Source organism: Pedobacter soli, from assembly GCF_900101435.1.
GTDB lineage: Bacteria > Bacteroidota > Bacteroidia > Sphingobacteriales > Sphingobacteriaceae > Pedobacter > Pedobacter soli.
The window spans coordinates 94,194-117,740 of the sequence record NZ_FMZH01000010.1; the positions used below are offsets into that span (position 1 = coordinate 94,194).

The window sequence follows — 23,547 nt, forward strand, 5'->3', positions numbered from 1 at the left end:
AAGCTATTGTCTGTTTGCTTACAGGCAATGGCTTTGACTTTTTTACTCAGCACACTTATTTGTCTAAAATTATAGAATAAGATAAATTGCAATTTAAATCAATGCTATGGGAAAAATAACTTTGGTAACCTTTATGCTGTTGGGAAAGCTAATCTCCTTTCAAGCCCATGCTCAAATAAAAACGGATAAATTTATGGGGGAGATTGTAAATTATGATGAAACTAAGGTTCCCGCCTATACCTTACCCGGCATATTACAGAAAGCCGATGGTCAGTTGGTGAAAAACAAAAAGTCCTGGGAAGAAGACCGAAAGCCTGAAATCATCTCCTTGTTCAAAAAAAATATTTATGGGCAGATGCCCACCACATTTGATAGCATCAAATTTGAGCTTACCCGAAAGGTTACTGATGCTATGGATGGCCGCGCCTGTTTAAAGGAGGTAAACATTAACATCTGGAACAAAGGTAAAAATGTGGTGATCCCAATTGTGCTTTTTATCCCCAATAAAAGGGAAAAGCCAGTACCTGTTTTCTTACTCATTAATAATCGCAGTAAGCGAAATACAGATCCAAACCGCAACGTAAAAAGTACATTTTGGCCAGCAGAAATGATTATTGATAAAGGCTATGCCATAGCTAGTTTCCATGTGGCCGATGCTGCCCCAGATAAAAAGGACTCCTATCAACATGGCGTAATTGATCAACTCTATCCAGAACAATTGAATAGTGATGATGGAATGAAAGCCATTGGTGCCTGGACCTGGACAGCCAGCCGCGTAATGGATTATTTTGAAACCGACCAGAACCTTGATGCCCAAAAAGTAGCTATTGTGGGGCATTCAAGAGGAGGCAAAACATCTTTGTGGGCTGGAGCCTTAGATCAACGTTTTGCTTTAGTATTTAGCAGCTGTTCCGGAAATAGTGGTGCATCGCTTGCCCGAAGGCAATATGGCGAAACCATTAGCTTAATTAATAAACAATTTGGGTATTGGTTTGCTAATCGTTACAAAACATACAGTAACCGGGTTAATGAACTACCTGTTGATCAGCATATGCTGATTGCCTTAATGGCACCCAGACCAGTATATACCACTAACGCTGTAGAAGACCGGTGGGCAGATCCGCGAGGTTCTTATTTATCGCTGACAAACGCAGTTCCGGTGTATAATTTGTATGGAAAGAAATCTGCGCTGGGCCCGGAACCGCCTGCCGTTAATTCACCAATTATTAATTCATCAATCGGGTATCACCTGCGTGAGGGCATACACGATCTAAATGTTTACGATTGGGAGAATTTTATTCGTTTCGCCGATTATCATTATAAACAATAACGTTTTTATCGACAGGTAAAACTAAAGAAAACCAATAATTATAGTAATTTCAAGCCAGGAGGCTTTAACATGCTTCTACTCATTTAGGTTTATGATGTTCCGCAAATTCTTTCTTTTGCTTTTTTGCCTGAGTATCTTACTCATTAAGGGAGCCTTTGCTATTGATATTTCAAGATATAGGTTCCATGTAATGCCTGATAATTCTTATTATGGAGGGATACAAAGCATTACTAAAGATAGTTTAGGCCGAATTTGGTACACTGGTCCGGATGCAGTTTACATGTATGATGGAAATAGCTTTTATCAACTCAATGATGTTGTTTCTGCCGGTAATCCAAAGGTAAAATGGGCCTATGGCACGCTGATTACCGATAAACAAGGACGATTGTTTTTAGCCACGAACCAGGGTTTACTTAAATTTAATTACGAACACTTTTCTTTCGAATTAATTATGCCGGGTAGAATCCGGTCGCTGTGTTTAGGTGACGATGGTAATTTGTATATGCTCTCGGGTGAGCGTTTATTTTGGTACAACCCTAAAAAAAAAATAACCCAACAGTTGCCACTGCCTACCAATAGATATTTCAATAATGTACTCAGCTTAAAAGGAAATATCTACGTTGCCCAGGAGAATTTGCTTTATAAAATAGATACCCAAAAGAAGGCTTTTATTTTATACGCTGATTTTGGTTCGCTATCTAACATAACAATTGATGCGATTGAATTTAATGGGGCCTATTATTTTCTTACCCAGCGGGGAGGAATTTACATTACTGATCCTGCAGGAGAGATTAAAAAAAATATTACTATAGCGGCTAATAAAGGCCAACCCATAATGTCTAAGAAATTGTTTTTAGATCAGAATGGGATGATCTGGGTGGCAACACAAGCAGGGCTCTTTCTTTATGATCCGGTTAAGGAAAGCAGCAGCCTGTTAAAAATGAATTTAAACGATGCCTTTTCTTTGCCAAACAATTCTATATGGACCATTTATCGCGATCCAGATCAAGGGGTCTGGATCGGGACCTATGGAGGGAAAATTGCTTATTGTTCTTTGTATGATGCTTATGTTCGCTATTTCAACCCTAGCCCCGGTGGACTTAACCACCCTGTTGTAAGTAGTTTTCAGGAAGATGAATTGGGCAATATCTGGATTGGAACCGAGGGCGTTGGACTTAATTACTGGAATAGATCGGATGATTCTTTTAAATATTTTCCCAAGCGAAACAGCAATTCGCTAAACTCTAATTTGGTTAAACGCATGCGTTTTGATGAAGGCAAAAAACAACTTTTTGTCTCAACTTTTAACGGAGGAATTTCTGCCTATGATGTTGCTCAGCAAACTTTTAGCGATCTGGGTTTTCTTTCTCCAATTAGCAAACAGCAGTTGGCAATTTATGATTTTGTGCGGGATGATCAGGGTACCTGGTGGATGACAGATCCGGATAAACCTTTTTTCTATAAACGAAAAAATCAGGCAGAAACAGAGATCGTTCGAATCGTTGGATCAGACAATAAACCAATGGATGTAGAAATCGAGGCTTTGTATATTGATCAGGCAGGACATCTTAGATTAATCACCCATCAGGGATTATTCGTAGTCGAGAGGAATAATCTAAAAGTATTGAAACACTATTTTATCAGGAATGGCCCTTATGCGGTTAACCATTTGTGTTGCTATTACCTGGCTGCAAATGGCGATTTATGGCTCGGAACTTCCGGAAGAGGAGTAAATGTGCTAAAAAAGGATGGTCAGTATATCAATTATAACAGTGAAAACGGCTTTTTACCCAGAATGGTATTCGCCATTTTGGAAGATGATGTATCAAAAAATATTTGGTTTAGTACAAATGATGGCCTTTATCATTACGATCAGAAATTAGGTAAGTTTGAGAAAGCGAAATTTTACAAAGAAAACAGCTGTGGCTCTTTTTACATCAGGTCGGCTTTTAAAACGAAAAAAGGAGAAATACTATTCGGGGGTACAAATGGTTTTATTCTGTTTGATCCCGGATTTCTGAATAAAAATCCCCAAAAACCAAAAGTATTTTTTACCGGCTTTTCCATCAATAACAATCGCGTAACAGCAAATAGTCAAGATTCGCCATTGTCAAAAGACATTTCAATTTTAGCTGGGCAAGAACAAGACAAAATTCATCTCTCAAGCGAGCAATCAAATATAGAGATTCGGTTTTCCTCAAACAGTTACCTATCGGCAGATAAGAACCAGTTTGCTTACCGTATGGTAGGCCTAAGCGAAAAATGGCTGCCTGTTAACTCCAACCAAAGATCGGTACACTTTTTTAACCTCCCTAGTGGGAATTATACTTTTGAATTAAAAGCTGCCAATAACGATGGTTTATGGGGTAACGAGGTATCTAGATTGTACTTACATGTCGATCCCCCATTTTTCCTTTCCTGGTGGGCCTATCTTATTTATACGCTGATTGTTTTGGCGCTATTATACTTCATTGCGCGGTATTATACCAATAAAAAAGTTTTTAAAGAACGGCTTGCGCTCGAATCGTTAAAAGAACAGAATATGCGTGATTTGAATCAGGCCAGAACAGATTTTTTCACCAATATTTCTCATGATTTAAAAACGCCGCTCACTTTGGTGCTCGAACCGCTTAAACAATTGAAAGAAACAATGGCGCATAGTGACCACAAAGTAGTAAGCCACATGCAATTGATTGAAAAAAATGTAGCTCGGATACAACGTACCATCAGTCAGTTGCTGCGCTTTAGGCAGATAGAGAGCCAAAAGATTACCCTAAGCCCGCAAGTTGGCGACTTTATAGGCTTTGTGCGTGATGTATTTGGCCTGTTTGAATTATATGCGAACAGAAAGGAAATTGAAACCAGTATAACCGCTTTTACCGATCATTTAAACATAGCTTTTGATTACGATGTTATTGAGAAAATATTAACCAATCTGTTCTCTAATGCCTTAAAATATACCACAAATAAGGGCTATGTTGGGGTGCGCATTTATGAATCGACCGACGAGGAAAAGCAAAAAATATCCGATAAACTGGATCAGGAAAGAACCTACATTTCTATTGAGGTATTAAATACCGGAGCTGGGTTTTCTGAACTTCAGATTGAAAACCTTTTTACCTCTTTTAACCATTTATCTTCATTTCGGCCAACTTTTGAAGAAAGCTCTGGCCTTGGCCTTGCCATTGTTAAAGAGTTGGTAGAAGTAATTGATGGTGAAATTTGGATGGTCAATAAAACCAACAAAATATCTTTCACCATTATGCTACCACTCAGAAAAGAGGCAAGCCCGGCTGATCTGCAAGAGAGTGTTTATGATTATACGATTTCGGAAATTGACGATATCCTGTTAGAGCCAGTCGAAACGGATTTTGCCATCAAAAACGCCCGAAAATCGACTAGTCTTTTGCTTATAGAAGATGATTCGACCATGAGGGGGTATTTAGAGCATCGGTTAGCTGAAAAATACAATGTTTATGCCGCAAGCAATGGTGTTGAGGGGATTATCAAAGCCGAAAAAATTAATCCTCAACTGGTGATTACCGATTTAATGATGCCTAACGCCAATGGATTTGAGGTTTGTAGCCGTTTGCGCCAGAATTTTAAAACCAGCCATATTCCGGTTATTATGATATCTGGAGCGGGTGACGAAAATCAGCATAAAATAAAAGCGCTTGAACACGGTGCAACCGTATTTATTGATAAACCCTTCGAGGTAGAATACCTGTTACAGCAGATTGATACTATACTTAAGAACAGGCAGGAGCTGAAAGAAATGTATAGCAAAAGGTTGGTTGTCGATCCCTCAAATGTAACCATTACCTCGATGGATGAAGAGCTTTTAGTTAAGGCGATGAAATTCATAGAACTTAATATGGCCAATACCGATTATTCAGTTGATGCTTTTGTTTCGGATATGAACACCGGCAGGACGATTTTATATCAGAAAATTCATGATATAGTGGGCATGTCTATCAAAGAATTTATTCTCAATATCAGGCTAAAAAGAAGTGTCTATTTGCTCGAACATTCTGATTTGACGGTAGCTGAAATCGCCTATCAAACAGGTTTTAACAATGCAAAATATTTTAGCGTGTGTTTTAGAAAACAGTTTGAATTAAGCCCCTCGGAGTTCAAAAAGAAAAATGCTTCTGAAGCTGGCCTGAAGTAAACGTAACAATATTAAGGTTATTTAATTATTTACCAGTAATCGTCAAAGGTATTTGACCCGCGGCTTTGATCTTTAATTAAAATTAACTTACTTGTGGCTATATACATTACTAGTCACTCCACTGCTAGTAAATTATGCGGTATTTTTATCGTGAACCAGATATGAAAAGTAATCAAACCACCATAGTTGATATTGCTAACGAACTTAAAATTTCGAAGTCGACTGTTTCCAGGGCACTTACCGGGCATCCCTCTGTAAAAACCGAAACCAGGGCAAGAGTTTTGGAACTGGCAGAAAAATTAGATTATCAGCGCAATATGCTTTCCATTAGTTTGATAACCAATAAAACAAAGACCATTGGTATCGTACTGCCCGAATTTATCACATCCTTTTTTCCGCAGGTAGTAGTGGGCGCCCAGGAAGAGGCTGCAAGACAGGGTTATAGCGTATTGATCTCTCAGTGTAACGAAAGTTACGAAACCGAAGTTGCCAACTCAAAAGTGATGCTGGCCAATCGGGTTGATGGCGTGATGGTATCGCTTACCAAAGAAACCCTAAACTACGATCATTGGAAAGCATTTATCCGTAAAGGTATTCCGGTAGTGTTTTTTAATCGGGTTTGTGAAGAAATGATGGTTCCAAAAGTAGTGGTTAATGATTACGATGCTGCATTTAAAGCTGTAGAGCATTTGATTAGTATCGGTAAACGTAGAATAGCACATTTGGCTGGACCAAGTTCGCTGGTTATCACGCGTAAAAGAACGAATGGTTATCTGGATGCGCTTAAAAAACACAATATTCCTGTGGATGAGGAACTGATTATTGGCTACGATTTAACTTTGAATAAAGTAAAAATGTATGTCAAACATTTGGTTGAGCTGGACAATCCTGCTGATGCTCTATTTGCAGTAAATGACCCGACTGCAATTGAGGCTATACAGGTTTTGAAGCAATTGGGAAAGCGAATTCCCGAAGATGTAGCGGTAGTGGGTTTTAGTGATAATTATGGGTCAAACTTTATCGAACCCAGCCTTACCACCGTGGCTCAGCCCGTTCGAGAAATTGGCAGAAACGCAATGGAACTGCTTTTGGGCTTAATGGATAAAGATATCTCGGAATGGAAGCCCTTAATCAGAACGCTTGATGCTGAGCTGATCGTTCGCAATTCTACTGTGAAGGGGAGTTAACCTGTAATTTCCGGAAATCAGCGTAATAGTTTAAACAATGTTAACAAAGAAAATGGGACAAAAATCAACCCGAATAAAGGGAACGTTCCCAAATTTCGGGAGCGTTCCCACAACATTTTAGCGCTTTTCATCACTGTCGTCCACTTAAAATATAAATATCTTCGAAATCAATTAAAAATCAAGCGTAGGTTGCTGCCTAACCAAATACAGTTTCCTACCTATTCGAAAGATATTTCATGAAAAGAGAAGAACCATCTTTAAAAAGAGATTTAAATCAGGTTAATTTATCCGCTGACTTGATTATTGCCGGCGGAGGTTTATCTGGTGTTTGCACTGCCATTACCGCGGCCAGGCAAGGAATTAAGGTGCTTTTAGTTCAGGACCGGCCGGTACTCGGCGGTAATTCATCAAGCGAGGTGCGTCTTTGGATTTTAGGGGCCACATCGCACATGGGCAACAATAATCGTTGGGCACGTGAAGGTGGGGTAATCGACGAACTTTTGGTAGAAAATACCTTCCGTAACCCAGAGGGAAACCCAATGATTTTGGATATGATCTTGCTGGACAAGGTGGTGCAAGAGCCAAATATTCAGCTGTTGCTTAATACGGCCGTTTATGAGATAACCAAAAAAGACAATGATACGATAGAATCTGTTCAGGCGTTTTGCAGTCAGAATTCTACGCAATACAATTTATCTGCCCAGTTATTTTGCGATGCTACCGGTGATGGGATTATGGGATTCTTATCGGGAGCTGCTTTTAGAATGGGCGCAGAGCCCAAAGAAGAATTTGATGAAGGCATGGCGCCAACTGAGGAGTACGGCGAGCTTTTAGGGCATTCGCTTTATTTTTACAGCAAGGATACCGGTAAACCGGTGAAATTTATCCCGCCATCCTTTGCGCTGAATGATATTACTGAAATTCCGCGTTTCCGTAACTTTAATGCCAATGAATTTGGTTGCAAATTGTGGTGGGTAGAATTTGGCGGAAGATTAGATACCGTTCATGATACCGAAAAAATTAAGTGGGAACTTTGGAAAGTTGTTTATGGCGTTTGGAACCACATTAAAAATTCTGGCAATTTTCCAGAGGCTGAAAATCTGACCTTAGAATGGGTTGGAACCATCCCCGGGAAGAGAGAAAGCCGCAGGTTTGAGGGAGACTATATCATGACTCAGCATGATTTGGTAGAGCAGCATAAACACCATGATGCAATTGCATTTGGTGGATGGTCAATTGATTTGCACCCAGCCGATGGCGTTTACAGCGAACGCCCGGGTTGTAACCAATGGCATAGCAAAGGGATTTTTCAAATTCCATACCGTTCAATTTATAGTAAGAATATCAAAAATTTATTTTTGGCGGGGCGTATCATCAGTGTTAGTCATGTTGCTTTTGGCGCTACCCGAGTAATGGCTACCTGCGGCTACATTGGTCAGGCTGTAGGGATGGCTGCTGCAATTTGTATTAAAAACGGGCTTCAGCCCAAGGCTTTACTCGCAGCAGAAAATCTGAAGAACTTGCAGCAGAATTTAATCAGAGAGGGGCAATTTATACCCGAATTTGCATTAAGGGATGAAACTGACCTGGCACAAAAAGCAAAATTAACTGCATCAAGCGAATACCAGTTTAGGGGGTTTGATCAGGTTGATCTGTGGAAATCGCTGGCGGTTCCATCCGCTCAAATGTTTCCTCTTAAGGTGGGTAAATTACCAGTTTTTGCGATTCAGCTCAACGTTTTGATTGATACTGAAATTGATGTAGAACTCAGAATTTCTGATAAAAAAGGAAATTTTACACCCGATAAAACATTAGGCCTAAAGAAAATAGCCGTTAAAAAAGGAAAACAGACTATTGAAATTGATTTTGGTATTGAAATAGAAACTGACGATTACGTTTACCTGATGTTTGCCGGTAATCCTGATGTTGAAATCGGATTCACCGAAAGCCGGTTAACAGGGGTTTTGTCGGTGTTTAATTCTAAAAATAAAGCGGTTTCGAACAATGGGAAGCAGGTTCCTCCAGTCGGAACTGGTGTTGACGAGTTTGAATTCTGGTGTCCTCAACGTCGTCCAAACGGGCAGAATCTGGCGGTTAATATTTCCGGGGTACAAAGTGTTTTTAGGGTAGAAAATCTATTAAACGGTATCGATAGACCCGTTTCACAACCTAATGCCTGGGCTGCAGAGCTAAAAGATCCAAAACCATCCGTTAATTTGTTATGGAAAACGGCACAAGTCATCAAAAAAATTGATCTTTGGTTCGACAGCGATTTTGATCATCCCATGGAATCTGTTTTAATGACGCATCCGGAAAATGTAATGCCTTTTTGTGTGAGAAACTATATCATTAAAAATGATGCAAATGAAATCATTTTTGAGCAAAAAAATAATTATCAAACGCGTAATCAGGTTGTTTTTGAAAAAGAAATCGTAACTAAAAATTTAACTATTGAGCTCCAGCATCCCTCAGGAAATATTCCCGCAGCATTATTCGCTGTTCGTTGCTATGCCGATCAAAAAGAACAATAATGGTAAGACTGGATTTTATAGTTATGGGCATTTTTGCCCTGTTAATTTTCGCCATTGGGCTAACTTTTACCCGTGTTGGCAGTAAAAACGGTCAGGCGTTTTTCGAAGCAGGAGGCGAAACACCCTGGTGGATAAACGGACTTTCGTTATTCATTAGCTATTTTTCTGCAGGTACTTTTGTGGTTTGGGGATCTATCGCGTATAAATATGGCGTAGTGGCCAATGCCATACAGTTAACCATGGCTATAAGTGGTCTAATTGTAATGCTTTTTATCGCCGCCAGATGGAAAAAAACAGGTGTTGCTACTGCTGCCGAGTTCATCGGGAAGCGTTTTGGAGATAAGGAGAAGCAGTTTTATACTTACATGACATTGCTTTTAAGCCTTTTTACAACAGCTGCGGTACTTTATCCGGTTGGCAAAATGGTTCATGTGGCTACAGATTTACCGGTAAATACCTGTATTCTAATCATTGGGCTAATCATCGTTCTCTACACCGCAGCTGGTGGACTTTGGGCTGTTCTGGTTACAGATGTAGTTCAGTTTGTAATCCTCTCTGCTGCTGTTGTTATTGTTATTCCCATTGCATTTGCACAAATAGGCGGTTTCGACAATCTGCTTTCAAATGCACCGGCACATTTCTTCGAACCGTTTAACGAAGATTATACTTACGGATTTATGCTTGCCTTTATTGTTTATCAAACATTTTATATTGGCGGAAACTGGTCTTACGTTCAGCGTTACACCAGTGTTAAAGATGAAAAGAATTCGAAAAAAGTAGCAGGAATTTTCACCATTCTTTATTTTGTAAGTCCTGTAATCTGGATGCTGCCACCGATGATTTACCGCATTATCAATCCTAATTTGCAGGGCCTGGAAACAGAAGACGCCTACATGATGCTCATTCAGAAAGTAATGCCTGCAGGTTTAATCGGATTAGTTTTGGCAGGTATGGTTTCGGCAACTTCGAGTAAGGCAAATACGACCATTAACATGGCTGCAACGGTTTTTGCGCAAGATATTTATAAAAATCTGATGCGCCCTTCGGCCTCAGAAAAGCAGGTAATCTGGATGGCGCGTTTATTTACCTTAATATTTGGGGTACTGACAATTTTGGTGGCCATGTGGATTCCAAGTGCTGGTGGAATTGTTGAGGTGGTTTTAAGTACTGCCTCAATTGCCGGGGGAGCTTTGTTTGCGCCCATCATCTGGACACTTTTTTCGAAAAGACAAACGGGCTTATCTGTAGTAACTGTAACCATCAGTTCGCTAGTAATTAATCTGTTTTTCAAAGTGATTTCTCCTTCATTGCTTGATTTAAAACTAAGCCGAACAATGGAAACGGTTTTAGGCATGGGCATTCCGATTACTTTGCTTTTGATTTTTGAATTCTACTACTTAAACCGTGGTTTTATCTCTTCAAAAGCAATTAAAATGGAGGAAGATAAATCCTTGATACGGGAAGCACATTTGCCAAAAAACACAGAAGTGCATTTCGCAGCAGAAAAGCAGAATATTTTTGGCATTCGGGTAATTGCGATATCAATGGCTATCGTTGGATTGGGGATCGTGTGCCTTGGTATTTTAGCAAAAGGCCATTCAAATGTGATTATTGTAGTGGGTACAGTTATTTTTGCCGCTGCCCTAGCCATTTACAAAGCAACCCTAAATAAGAGCACCATTAAAGTTTGATTATGAAATTACTAAAGAGTATATTATTTGTATGGCTAGCCTGGGCATTTAGTGCCCGGGCAGAGGTTAAGCTTCCTGCATTATTTGCTGATGGGATGGTGCTGCAACAAAAAACAGCTGCAAAAATATGGGGTTTTTCAAGTGGTAAAAAATCAATCCGCATCAAAACCTCATGGGATAATAAAACTTACAAAGTTAAACCCCAGGTAAATGGCGAGTGGCAAGCCTTACTGGCAACGCCTGGTGCTGGTGGACCTTATAGCATTGACATTGAACAAGAAAACAAGATCGTTTTAAACAATGTATTAATTGGTGAGGTTTGGGTTTGTTCGGGTCAGTCGAATATGGATATGCCGATGAAAGGATACGGTGGTTCACCAATTGTGGGTTCAATGGATATATTATTGGATGCACCTAATCCAAATTTAAGGCTGTTCCATCTTGAAAAAATATTCTCAACAACGCCAAAAAACGATGTTAAAGGAACCTGGGCAGAGGCGGATGCGGGTTCTGCAAGTAGTTTTAGTGCGGTCGGTTACCAATTTGCCAGTTTTTTACAAAAGCATTTAGGTGTTCCGGTTGGCATTATCCAAACCACCTGGGGTGGTTCGCCAATTGAAGCATGGACAGATAAAACTGTTATCGAAAATCTTCTGGGAGATCGGTTGGCTACTGATAAGGCGATAACGAAAGCACACTATCAAATACCTGGGAATTTATATAATGGAATGGTTAAACCTTTAGTTGGCTACAATATTGCAGGCGTAATTTGGTATCAGGGAGAACAAAACAGGCATAACAATCAAGATTACCTGGCCTTACAAATGGCGATGGTAAAACTTTGGCGAAAGGAGTGGGGCATAGGCGAATGGCCTTTTTATGGCGTACAATTAGCCCCCATGTATTATGGTAAAGAATCTGGTCTTTCGGTTCCCTTGCTAAGGGAGGCGCAGTTAAAATTAACCGATACCTTGGTCAATTCCGGCATGGCCATTTCAATTGATGCCGGTGAAGAACATAATATCCATCCTGCAAATAAAACTATTGTGGCAAAACGATTGGCATATCTGGCACTGGCCAAAACATACCATAAGCAGGGAATTGCCTTTAGTGGCCCCAGGTATCAATCGATGCAAATTAAGCATGATACCGTAGTCGTTAAGTTTTCTGAAACTCCATTGGGAATGACCAGTTATGGTAAAAAGCTAACGCAATTTGAAGTCGCTGGTCGCGATAAAGTTTTCCATCAGGCACTTGCTAGGATAAAAGACGATAAGGTTATTATAATCAGTGCAGAGGTTAGCCAACCAGTGGCGGTTAGGTACGCATTTAAAGATTGGTGTGTGGGCGAGCTTTATAATGTGGAAGGATTGCCAGCTTCACCTTTCCGAACAGATAATTGGTAGTCGTTATATTTGGTTTAATCCCTTGTATAAAAGTGCAAGGGATTTTTTTTGATCAAAATTCCCATTCTAACGAAGATTTATAGCAATTTTTATAATCTGTTTTTATGATTTTGTATTGATTTTCAGTGTTTTGTGTTATTTATGAGAACGTTCCCAAAAAATGGGAACGTTCTCATAAAATTTAGTCAACAGATCATAATATCAAAAATTAAAAGCTGAATATCTTTGGTAAACAGATTTTAACCAAATCAAATTAACCAAATAATTATGAGAGAATTTTACTATCACAAGTTACCAGCTTTAGCTTACTTTCCCGCCAAAATTTAGGTGCTGGTAGTCCGATTATTCGAGATCGGCAAACTAATCAAAGCATCAATCTTTTAACTCTTAAAAATTAAACTAACCATGTCGATTTTTATAAAACCATTTATGGTATTGCTGTGCTGTCTTTTTATTTTCATAGACGGGACAGGTGCGCAGGAGGTTACGGTAATCAGGCCCTACAATCAACTTAGGAACGATTCTTTATTAACTGATTCCTTAAAGAATTTAAAACAGCTGATCTATTTCAATACACCTAAAAGATTATCAACCACCTCATCTGCAATGGTGCTGGGTAAAGAATTTAATACTACACCTGTAGTTGCTTATCCCTTGGCACTTGCCGGCCGCTTAGCAGGATTATCGGTTTCGCAAGGCAACGGAGAACCGTTAAATGAAGGCTTTTCCTATCGTTTGAGGGGGCAAAGCCCGTTAATTTTTATCGATGGTATTCCCCGCTCGGTAACCGAAATCAGTATGGAGGAAATTGAATCTGTTACGGTATTAAAAGATGCTGTATCCCTTGCCATGTTGGGCGTTAGGGGATCTGGAGGAGCAATTTCAATCGTAACTAAAAAAGGAAGTCCGGGTAAACAACAAATTAGTTTTACCGGCCAGTGGGGTACCCAAAGGCCTTTACAGAATCTAATTTCCCATTCGCTTGATGCCTATAATTACGCTCAGCTTTATAACGAGGCCCTGGTTAACGATGGACTATCGGTTGCCGGTAACGGATTTAGTCAGGTAGCTTTAAATGGTTTTCAAACGGGCAATAATCCATATTTGTATCCAAATGTTGATTGGCGGGATCAGGTGCTAAAAAACTCGGCAACAATTGCCCGTTACAACCTCAATACCAGTGGAGGCAATAACTACGTGAAATACTTCATTAATCTGGAACACATTAATCAGAATGGATTTTTTAAGGAGAGCGATATTAATACTAACTACAGCACCAATGCTGGCGCAAAGGGGTACTTTATCCGCTCTAATGTAGACGTAAATCTTACCGATAAAATTACTGCTGGAATTTACATCCAGGGCAGGATTTTAAATAAAAATAATCCGGGTAATGCAGCAGCAGATAACATTTTTTCATCTTTATTGGCAACTCCAAACAGCGCTTACCCCGTGTATAATGCCAATGGAAGTTATGGAGGCTCATCTCAGTTTACCAACAATATTTTAGCCCAAAGCATTAATTCTGGCTACTCGCTGAGCAATACCAGAACAGTTTTAACCGATGTTTATTTGAAACACACACTTGATGATTTAAGCAAAGGTTTATGGGTTAAAGTTCGCGCATCTTTTTTTAGCAATCTGAACGAAAATTTGGTCAGGGTTAAATCTTTTGCCGTTTTTGAGCCAAATGGTGTTTCTGGTACGGGCGAAACTACTTATCGCCAGTTTGGTACCAATAGCGAACAAGGGAATACCAATTCTATCGGTTTTCAAAACCGTTCTGATTTTCAGGAACTTTCTATAGGTTATAACCGTACTTTCAGCAAGCATGGTTTCGATGCGGTAATTCTTGCCAATCGGGATAATCTGGTAAATGGTACAAATTTGCCTTATACAATTCAAGGTATCTCTGGTCATGTAGCTTATAATTATGATGAAAAGTATTTAGCAGAATTGTCTTTTGCTCAAAACGGGGCTAATCGTTATCCTAACAATGGTGGTTTTAAATACGGTTTTTTTCCTGCTGCTGGTTTAGGCTGGAATATCAATAAAGAATCGTTTTTAAAAGATGTGAGCTGGTTAAATAATTTGAAGCTTTATACTTCATATGGTAAGAGTGGTAAAAATAACACTGCTTATTATACTTACATGCAGGTTTATAATGCTTCGCCCACTGCTTATTTTGGATCGAGCGCTGCGGCCGGAACCACGGTTGGCGAATCCTATCTGGCTAATCCAAACATCACCTGGGAGAAAGCCAAAATTTTCAATGCAGGGGTGGATGGAACTCTATTCAAAAACCAGCTCTCATTTAATGTTGAATATTACTCGAATGTGTATAGCGATTTGAGCATCGTTCGCGGTAACAATTCAGGTTTACTTGGAATCTCATATCCCGAAGAAAACATTGGAAAACAACGTTATTACGGATGGGATGCGCAAATAAACTGGGCGCAAAGGTTTAACGATTTCGGTTATTTCATCAGTGCGAATGCCAGCTTGCAAAATTCAAAATTAATTTATTCGGCCGAGGCCAACCAACGGTATGAGTGGATGTACAGAACTGGTCACCCCGTAGGGCAGAACTATGGTTACCTTGCCGAAGGTTTGTTTCAAAATCAACAGGAAATTACAGGTTATCCAACAATTGAAGGTTACAGCCCTCAACCTGGCGATATCAAATACCGCGATTTAAATGGCGATGGGGTAATTAACCAATACGATCAAACCACATTTGGATCTGAGAAAGCAACAGTTTTTCTGGGTTCAAGAATTGGTTTTAGTTTTAAAGGAATCGATTTTAGTGCCTTGTTTCAGGGCGTATTAAATCAACAGGTTTACTTGTCGGGAAATTCATACCGTGAGTTTCAAAGCGGAACAGCTCAGGCATACGAAATACAGCTAGGTAGATGGACTCCGGCAACTGCCACTACAGCAACCTATCCCAGATTAACAACAAGCTCGGGCCCGAGAAATGGCGCGCAAAATAATTTTGTAAGTTCTTCTTACTGGTTAAGAAGCGGAAATTATGTGCGCTTAAAAACCATCGAATTGGGATATACCATTCCCGGAAAACTCACCAAAAAGATCGGACTGCAATCCACGCGGATATTCTTAAACGGATTGAACCTTTACACCTGGAGTTCAGATACATTTAACGGTGCCGATCCGGAAAATTATACTGGCGGTTATCCGATTGGAAAAGTATTTAATGTGGGCCTAAACATTCAATTATAGTTATGAAAAAGATATTAAGCTTATTAATCATAGCGCTGACGATGATATCGTCATCATGCAAGAAATTTGAAAATGAACCTGAAGAGCGCACAACAGAAACAGATGTATTTGATCCCACGGATAAAACCGGAACACTTTCTACTGCTTATTTATTAGGAATTTATTCTTTTTTACCAGCTGGATTTAATAGAATTGATGGTGATTTCTTAGATGCGGCAACTGATGATGCTGTGCCGTCTTCGAACCGATCGGGCATTAGTTTGTTTACCAACGGACAGTTGACGGCAGTTAATTATCCGGACAATAATTGGAACAATAGCTACACGATCATTCGCCGCTGCAATGTATTTTTGAAAAATATTGGTATTGTGCCTATTGCTGATGCAATCAGGCAAAGACAGGTTGCCGAGGCTCGTTTTTTGCGTGCTTTTGCATACTTTGAACTCTTAAAACGTTACGGTGGTATTCCGCTGGTTGGCGATAAAGTATTTGCATTAGAAGAGGATCTAAATGTTCCCCGAAATACATTTGCCGAGTGTGTAGATTATATTTCAAATGAATGCGATTATACAGCAGCAAATCTGCCCAATGGATCTGCAGTTATTGCTGCAGAGTTTGGCAGAGTGCCATCAGAGGCAGCTTTGGCTTTAAAATGCAGGTTGTATTTATATGCCGCAAGCCCTTTATTTAACGGTGGAGGTATTGAATCAAACAATGCACTAAAATCCTTAACGGGTTATTTAACTGCTGATCAAAACAGATGGTTGCCAGTAATCAGCGCTGCAGAGGCTATTATTGCCAAAAATTATTATAAGCTGCCAACCGGAACCGGAACTACAGCTTATTCAGCGGTTTTCACTACAAAAATTAATACCGATATTATTTTTTCCAAACAATCGGCGAACTCTACTGTAATCGAAAATGCGAATGCGCCAGTGGGTTATGTAGCACCAACTACCAGTAACGGGCGTACCAGTCCGACGCAGAATTTAGTTAATGCCTTCCCAAATTTGAACGGTTCGGCATACACAGGTACACAAACTGAAGCAACACAATATGATAATCGCGACCCAAGATTAAAATCAATACTATTTTATAATACGGTTGCCTGGTTGGGCAGACCGGTACAAACTTTCGAGGGTGGTTTGGATAAACCTAATCAGGCCTTTAAAACACAGACCCGAACGGCTTATTATTTAAGGAAATTTATGGCCGATTTCTCTACCTCCACAACTTATTCTAACCAAAGCCACAACTTCCCTTATTTCAGGTTTGCAGAGGTTTTATTGAACTATGCCGAGGCCTTAAATGAGGTTAACCGTGTTGAAGATGCCGTTAAGCAGATTATTTTAATCAGGGCACGGGCAGGAATTACCGCCGGCACTGGTAACCGTTATGGCATTAGTGTGGGCATTACGCAAACTCAGCTACGTGATTTAATTAGAAATGAACGCAGAATTGAGCTTTGTTTTGAAGAACATCGTTTCTTCGATGTTCGTCGCTGGAAGTTAGGATCATTATTGGCCGGCAGTTTTCAGGGCTTAAAAATTACGCAAAATGGAACGGCTTTCAGTTACGAATTGCAAAACGTAACCGATAATGTTTTCAACGATAAATACTATCACATGCCAATTCCATACGCTGAGCTTACCAGGAACACGAGCTTGCTACAAAACCAGGGTTATTATTGATGCACTGTATGGTTTAATTTTTTAAAAGAACGAAATGAGAAAATATATATACATTTTAAGTGTGTTTCTTTTTGTGCTCAGTTTTTCTGCAATGGCACAGAGAAGAGAAATTACCGGCCAGGTTAGCGATAAGGATGGCGGTTTGCCAGGTGTTAGCGTTATCGATAAAACAAATCCTAAAAACGGAACATTAACAGATGCAAACGGAAAATTCAGATTGTTTGTTGATGGCAATGTGATTACCCTTAAAATGGTTGGTTACACCACCAAAGATGTTTCAGTACAAGGTATAAGTAATATTAAGGTAACTTTAACCGAAAATCAGACAGATTTAGATGAAGTAGTAGTTGTTGGTTTCGGAGAGAAGAAGAAAATAACTTTAACCGGTGCAGTAAGTGCCATAAGTGGTAAGGATATCAAACAAAGTCCATCGCCAAGTTTGCAAAACACGCTGGCTGGCAGGGTAACGGGTTTTAGCAGTCAGCAACGTTCTGGCCAACCTGGCAGAGATGGGGCAAGTTTTAATGTCCGTGGTGTAGGTTCTTATGTAGGAAATAATAATCCATTGATTTTAGTTGATGATATTGAGTTTACTTATGATCAGTTTTCATCCCTTAACGCCAATGAAGTAGAATCAGTTAGTATTTTGAAAGATGCCTCTACTACATCAATTTATGGTATAAAGGGCGCGAATGGTGTAATTTTGGTTACTACCGTACGTGGTAAGGTGGGTAAACCGCAAATTACTTTCCAGGCAGAATATGGTTTAAACCAGTTAACCAGAAGGCCAGAATATTTAGATGCTTATCAATCTGCATCGATCATCAATCAGGGCGAAGTGAATACGAATGCGCTTAACCCTAATCCGAGTTTTGTGCGTACATTTTCTGATCAGGATTTAGAACTCTACAAAAATGGCACAGATCCTTATGGTCACCCCAACAACGACTGGACGGACATTTTACTCAAGAAATTTGCGCCACAGCTTCGTGGTAATTTTGACATCACCGGAGGTACAGAGAAAGCTAAATACTTCGTTTCTGTTGGTTACCTCAACCAAGGTGGTCAGTTAAAAGATTACAGTGCAGATTTAAACAGTGAGTTTTACTACAAACGTTATAATTACCGTTCGAATGTTGATGTTAAATTAACCAAAACACTCGATGTAAAATTCGATCTGTTTGGTAATGTTGATGAATTGAATACCAACAATGCCAGTGCCAATAGTTTATTTAGCGATTTAGGCCGCACGGCAGAAACGGCTCCTTTTAACTATCCAATTTATAATCCGGATGGAAGTTTGGGTTACAGCTTGTGGCAGAGAAATTCATCTGGAAGAAATAACAATAACCTGATCGGCCGGTTGATGTACAATGGCTATTCCCGTACTTATTCAAACAATGTTAATTTAGCCACATCGGCGGTACAGAAGCTGGATTTCATTACCAAAGGTTTATCTGTAAAGGGAACTTTGGCTTACCGCAACCTTTATGCTTACAGCCGTAACCTGCAACGCCCAACAAGTGGTACTGGTTTCATTTCTTATATATATGATCCGGCAACTGATGCTTATAATTTCGGGCAGCGAGATAACGTGTATCGCATCAGTATTCCAGCGCTTAGCTCTCCTGCCAGTAGTACCAATAGCTCGCTTACCTTGCAGGCCATTTTAAATTATAACCGTTCATTTGGCAATCACAACGTTACAGGCTTGGTTTTGTATAATCAAAATAGCAAGACATTTCAGAACAATGCAGATGGAAATCGCTACAACTTTATTCCCGAAAATTTTAGAGGTTACACCGCCAGATTGGGCTACGATTATAAGCAGAAATATATTGTTGAAGCCAGTGGTGCCTATAATGGTACCGATCGTTTTGCAGTCGGAAAAAGACTGGGTTTCTTCCCCGCAGGATCGGTAGGGTGGAACATTGCCGAAGAGAAAATCTTTAAAGATAACCTGAAGTTTATCGATCTGTTTAAAGCGCGTGCATCTTACGGTTTAGTTGGTGCAGATGGAACAGGAGGCACCTATGCTTACCTGCAATCTTATACCGCAGGTTCAGGAACCGGGCTTTTTGGCTTAGCTACCAATAATCCCTATGGTACGGCAGTTGAAGGTACTTTAGGTAACGATCAGGTAACCTGGGAGAAAGAAAAGAAACTGGATATTGGCCTTGATATCGCTTTGTTCAAGCGTAAATTCACCGCTTCATTCGATTATTTTAACAATAACCGATACGATATTTTAACTACCAGGGGGACGGTTTCGGCAGTTTTTGGACAAAATTTGCCACCAGTTAATTTGGGTAAAGTAAACAATAAGGGTTTCGAGGTAGAATTTGGATTCAATAATTCCATCGGTACAGATTGGAGATATTCGGTACGTGGCACATATTCATTGGCTAAAAATAAAATTGTTTTCGCCGATGAGGCTATTCAAACCTATGATTATCAGACGCTGACGGGTCAGTCAATTGGTTCGGTTCTAAAGTACAATTGGACGGGTGAGTTCTACAGCGTTGCAGATATTGCAGATCCTGCCGTTCCAAAACCTATTATTGGTGGTCGCCCAGGCGATTTAAAATATAAAGACTTAAACGCTGACGGAGTAATTGATGCTAGCGACCGGTCGTATTTTGGTTATACCAATTTACCAAATACCACTTTGGGTTTAACCTTAAGTGCAGCCTACAAAAATTTCAGTTTAACGGTATTATTTCAGGGAGCAACGAATTTTGTGGCCAGCGCTCAAGGGGCAGTGATTCATCACAATGCAAGTAAGGCTTTGCCCATTCACTTAGAGCACTGGACGCCGGAATTAGGGAACAATGCAAAATACCCTCAGTTGTACACAACTGCATTAAGTCAAAGTCCGAGAGATTTTTACTCTGATTTTTGGGCAATCCCAGCCGATTATGTCCGGTTAAAGACAGCTGAAATCAGTTATACTGCCGGGCCGAAGTTGTTGAGTAAACTAAGATTAAAAGGTTTAAGGCTTTATACAAATGGCTATAATTTGTTCACCTGGACCAAACTCGACAAGCTTTACAACTTAGATCCGGAGGTATTAGAATCAATAGCGGATTTGCCGTATCCGCCAACAAGAATTTTGAACTTTGGTATTAACGTTACTTTTTAACTGAGTGATATGAAAAAGATAATTACAATATTGCTACTTGCAGCAGTTCTGTTTTCGTGTAAAAAATCTGGTTTTTTGGATGATAAAACCAATGGATTGGATGAAAATGCCGTTTTTACCGACAGTATTCAAACCATTAATTTTTTAAACCGAATTTATGTTGATGCAGGTTATAGCTTTGGGCCATCGCGTTTTAACTCCGCCGGAGGAACGGGTAATACAGAGCTTGCAACTGATAACGCTGAAGGTAACAACAATCTTTCGGTATGGGCAGATTCTTATGTCCAGGGGATAATTGGACCAAATAACGTTTCTACTAATTTTGCAACCGATAAGGATTTTTGGACGGCACCTTATAAAAATATCCGCCGGATTAATCTGCTGCTTTCCAAATTGCCCGATGCACCTTTAAGTGCGGCAATGAAGAACAGAATGCGTGGAGAGGCCCGTTTTTTAAGGGCATATTTTTATCATTACATGGTTGTTGCCTTTGGCGGTGTTCCGGTGATTGAAGATCAGGTTTTCGGTATTAACGATATCATTAATCTACCACGAAACAATTTTGCCGATTGTGTAAACTACATCACCTCAGAGCTTGATGCTGCTGCAGCAGAATTATCGACGGTTGTTTATAAAGATATCGATTACGGAAGAATAACACGCGGCGCTTGTTTGGCGCTAAAATCCAGGGTGTTGCTGTATGCAGCGAGTCCTTTATTTAATGGTGGGGCAATTACAAGCAGTGCGCCTTTGGTTTCTTTAATCAGTTATCCAACTGCCGATAATAACCGTTGGATGGCTGCAGCAAATGCTGCTGAAGCTGTAATTAATACAGGCTTATATTCACTTAATGTAGACAATACCACCAGGCCTGGAAATGGTTTCTACCAGCTGTTTTTAAAAAGGGTAAACAGTGAGTATATTTTTGCCTACAATAGGCCGGCGCAAAAAGAATTTGAAACTTTTTATTTACCCCCAACAAGATCGGGTAGCAGTGTGATGAAACCTACGCAGAGTTTGGCAGAGGCTTTCCCGATGCGGGATGGAAAATCCATTAAGGAGAGCACGAGCTACAATGCAAACGATCCTTACCTAAACCGCGATCCTCGCTTCGAATTCTCGATGATTTACAATGGTTTGTCTTATATCAGCAATACGGGTGTAAAAACGCAGGTGTTTACCTACACAAGTACTGGTTCTACAATTCTTAATACAACCTCTGATGCCTATACGCCACAAAATAAGTTTACCGGATATTTTTCACGGAAAATGCTCGATGAAAATTTAACTAACACCAGTTCTGGTACAACCGAACGAGCCTGGCCATTAATTCGATATGCCGAAATTTTGTTGAACTATGCTGAAGCAATCACCGAGGCCGGTCAGCCGGAAAAAGCTTATGATAAATTAAAACTTTTACGTGAGCGTGCCGGCATTTTACCCGGAACTGATGGTCTATATGGCTTGAAAGCCAATATGACTGTTGCCGAAATGCGTGAAGTAGTGCGTAACGAACGCCGTATTGAGCTGGCTTTTGAGGATCATCGCTGGAACGATATCAGAAGGTGGAAGATCGCCTCAACCGTTTTGAAAGGTTTTAACAGTGTGGATATTATTACCAGGAGTGCTACTAATACTTATAAACATACCATTGGAACTGCACCCCGGCCGTTAAATTTTAGAGATGCCATGTATTTATTGCCTTTGCCGCTGGCAGAGATACAAAAAATGCCTTTGATGTTGCAGAACCCAGGTTATTAGTAACGCTTATCATTTAATTTAGCCCGTTGGTTGTTAAACTAACGGGCTTTTTACATGTTTGTTGAGGCTCATTTTACCTTTTTTGGAAACGTTCCCATTTTTTGGGAACGTTTCCATCTAATATTGTGCCTGCAGGGCGAAGTATTTTAAAACATAGACTTTATCTTCGAAACATCGATTGGGAATTAAACTACAGATCTGTTTCGGTCTCTAGAACTGCACTTGTCCTAAGTCGCTTTTAACCAGATAGTAATACAATGAACAAACTTAAACGAAAACTTATTCTTTACACCGTCCTGTGCCTGATCTTCTGGCTGGGCTATCAAAATAAAATATACGCCAGTGATCAACCCGGAGGCATGCACCCGCAAAGGCAAATCGACTTTGTTAAAGCACAGATCAGGAATAAAAAAGAACCCTATTTTACTGCTTTTAAAGCCTTAATAATCAAAGCCGATTCTGGCTTGCTGATTAACCAACATGCTGTTGAAGATTTTAGTATTCCGGGTTTTTATGCTGATAAAGAGGGGCATCGCAGAACTTCATTGGCCTTACAGGTTGATGGTTTTTCGGCTTATAGCTGTGCCCTGGCTTACCAGCTTACAGGTCAGGCCAAATATGCGCTCAAGGCTATTTATTTTTTAAATTCATGGGCAGCAACAAATAAGAAATATTCCCAATTGGACGGTTCTTTGGTGATGTCGTATTCAGGCACAACCATGATGATGGCTGCAGAACTGTTAAAAAATAACAAGAGTTGGAAAGCGAAAGATCAGCAGCAATTTATCTGGTGGACAAAAAATGTTTTTCGCCAGGCTGCCAACAGCATTCGCTACCGAAATAATAATTCAGGCGATTGGTCGAGGTTTGCCTCTTTATTAGCCGATGTTTATTTAAATGATCAGGAAGATTTTCAAAAGAATGTTGAAATGATCAAAAATGAACTTTTTAAACAAATCGCTCCTGATGGGCATATGGTTGAAGAAGTTAAACGTCAGGGTAATGGTATCTGGTACACTTATTTTTCGCTGGCTCCCATCTCTGCCTCATTCTGGGTCGTTTATAATCAAACAAGCGAAAATTTATTCAGTCTGGAACAGAATGGAACATCCTTAAAAAAGGCCTTAGATTATCTTTTATACCACAATCAGCATCCTGAAGAATGGACATGGTTCAAAAAACCGGTAACCGGAAATAAAGATACCGCAACCGGTTTTTGGCCAGCAAATTTATTAGAGGCATTGAATGGAATTTACCACAGCAAAGATTTCGATGATTTTGTCGCGCCTTATCGCCCAATTGTTTACCCGCGCCATGATTATGCATGGACCTACCCAACCTTATTTCCCTTAAGTTTAACGCAATACCGATAGGCTAATCAAATTTAGCCACAGTTG

At 39.9% G+C, this 23,547-nt stretch carries 11 protein-coding genes; all 11 read left to right on the forward strand.

Going from position 1 to position 23,547, the window contains the following annotated elements; translation table 11 throughout:
• Positions 1–106: 106 nt before the first annotated feature.
• On the forward strand, positions 107–1,330 hold the full coding sequence (locus BLR37_RS19495; protein ID WP_090771528.1) for a glucuronyl esterase domain-containing protein: 1,224 nt from the start codon (positions 107–109) through the stop codon (positions 1,328–1,330).
• A 190-nt stretch (positions 1,331–1,520) separates the two neighbouring features.
• Positions 1,521–5,501, forward strand: coding sequence for a hybrid sensor histidine kinase/response regulator transcription factor (locus tag BLR37_RS19500; protein WP_244154705.1), 3,981 nt, complete (start codon positions 1,521–1,523; stop codon positions 5,499–5,501).
• Between the two features lie 161 nt (positions 5,502–5,662).
• Positions 5,663–6,688 (forward strand): LacI family DNA-binding transcriptional regulator, encoded by a 1,026-nt coding sequence (locus BLR37_RS19505; protein WP_090771532.1) that lies wholly within the window; start codon positions 5,663–5,665, stop codon positions 6,686–6,688.
• Between the two features lie 236 nt (positions 6,689–6,924).
• Positions 6,925–9,219 (forward strand): FAD-dependent oxidoreductase, encoded by a 2,295-nt coding sequence (locus BLR37_RS19510; RefSeq protein WP_090771534.1) that lies wholly within the window; start codon positions 6,925–6,927, stop codon positions 9,217–9,219.
• Positions 9,219–10,910, forward strand: a complete 1,692-nt coding sequence (locus tag BLR37_RS19515; protein WP_244154706.1) for a sodium:solute symporter family protein — start codon at positions 9,219–9,221, stop codon at positions 10,908–10,910. Before BLR37_RS19510 ends, BLR37_RS19515 begins: the two co-directional genes overlap by 1 nt.
• A gap of 2 nt (positions 10,911–10,912) precedes the next feature.
• Entirely contained in the window at positions 10,913–12,316 is a 1,404-nt protein-coding gene (locus BLR37_RS19520; protein WP_090771536.1) for a sialate O-acetylesterase, read from the forward strand.
• A 405-nt stretch (positions 12,317–12,721) separates the two neighbouring features.
• Positions 12,722–15,556, forward strand: coding sequence for a SusC/RagA family TonB-linked outer membrane protein (locus BLR37_RS19525; RefSeq protein WP_090771539.1), 2,835 nt, complete (start codon positions 12,722–12,724; stop codon positions 15,554–15,556).
• Between the two features lie 2 nt (positions 15,557–15,558).
• Complete coding sequence (locus BLR37_RS19530; protein ID WP_090771541.1) at positions 15,559–17,247, forward strand: RagB/SusD family nutrient uptake outer membrane protein; 1,689 nt, start codon at positions 15,559–15,561, stop codon at positions 17,245–17,247.
• Between the two features lie 34 nt (positions 17,248–17,281).
• Positions 17,282–20,389 carry a SusC/RagA family TonB-linked outer membrane protein gene (locus BLR37_RS19535; protein WP_090771543.1) on the forward strand — a complete coding sequence of 1,036 codons (3,108 nt, stop codon included), beginning with the start codon at positions 17,282–17,284 and terminating at the stop codon, positions 20,387–20,389.
• 9 nt (positions 20,390–20,398) lie between these two features.
• Positions 20,399–22,150, forward strand: a complete 1,752-nt coding sequence (locus BLR37_RS19540) for a RagB/SusD family nutrient uptake outer membrane protein (RefSeq protein ID WP_090771545.1) — start codon at positions 20,399–20,401, stop codon at positions 22,148–22,150.
• A 257-nt stretch (positions 22,151–22,407) separates the two neighbouring features.
• Complete coding sequence (locus tag BLR37_RS19545; protein WP_090771547.1) at positions 22,408–23,523, forward strand: alginate lyase family protein; 1,116 nt, start codon at positions 22,408–22,410, stop codon at positions 23,521–23,523.
• Positions 23,524–23,547 lie beyond the last annotated feature (24 nt).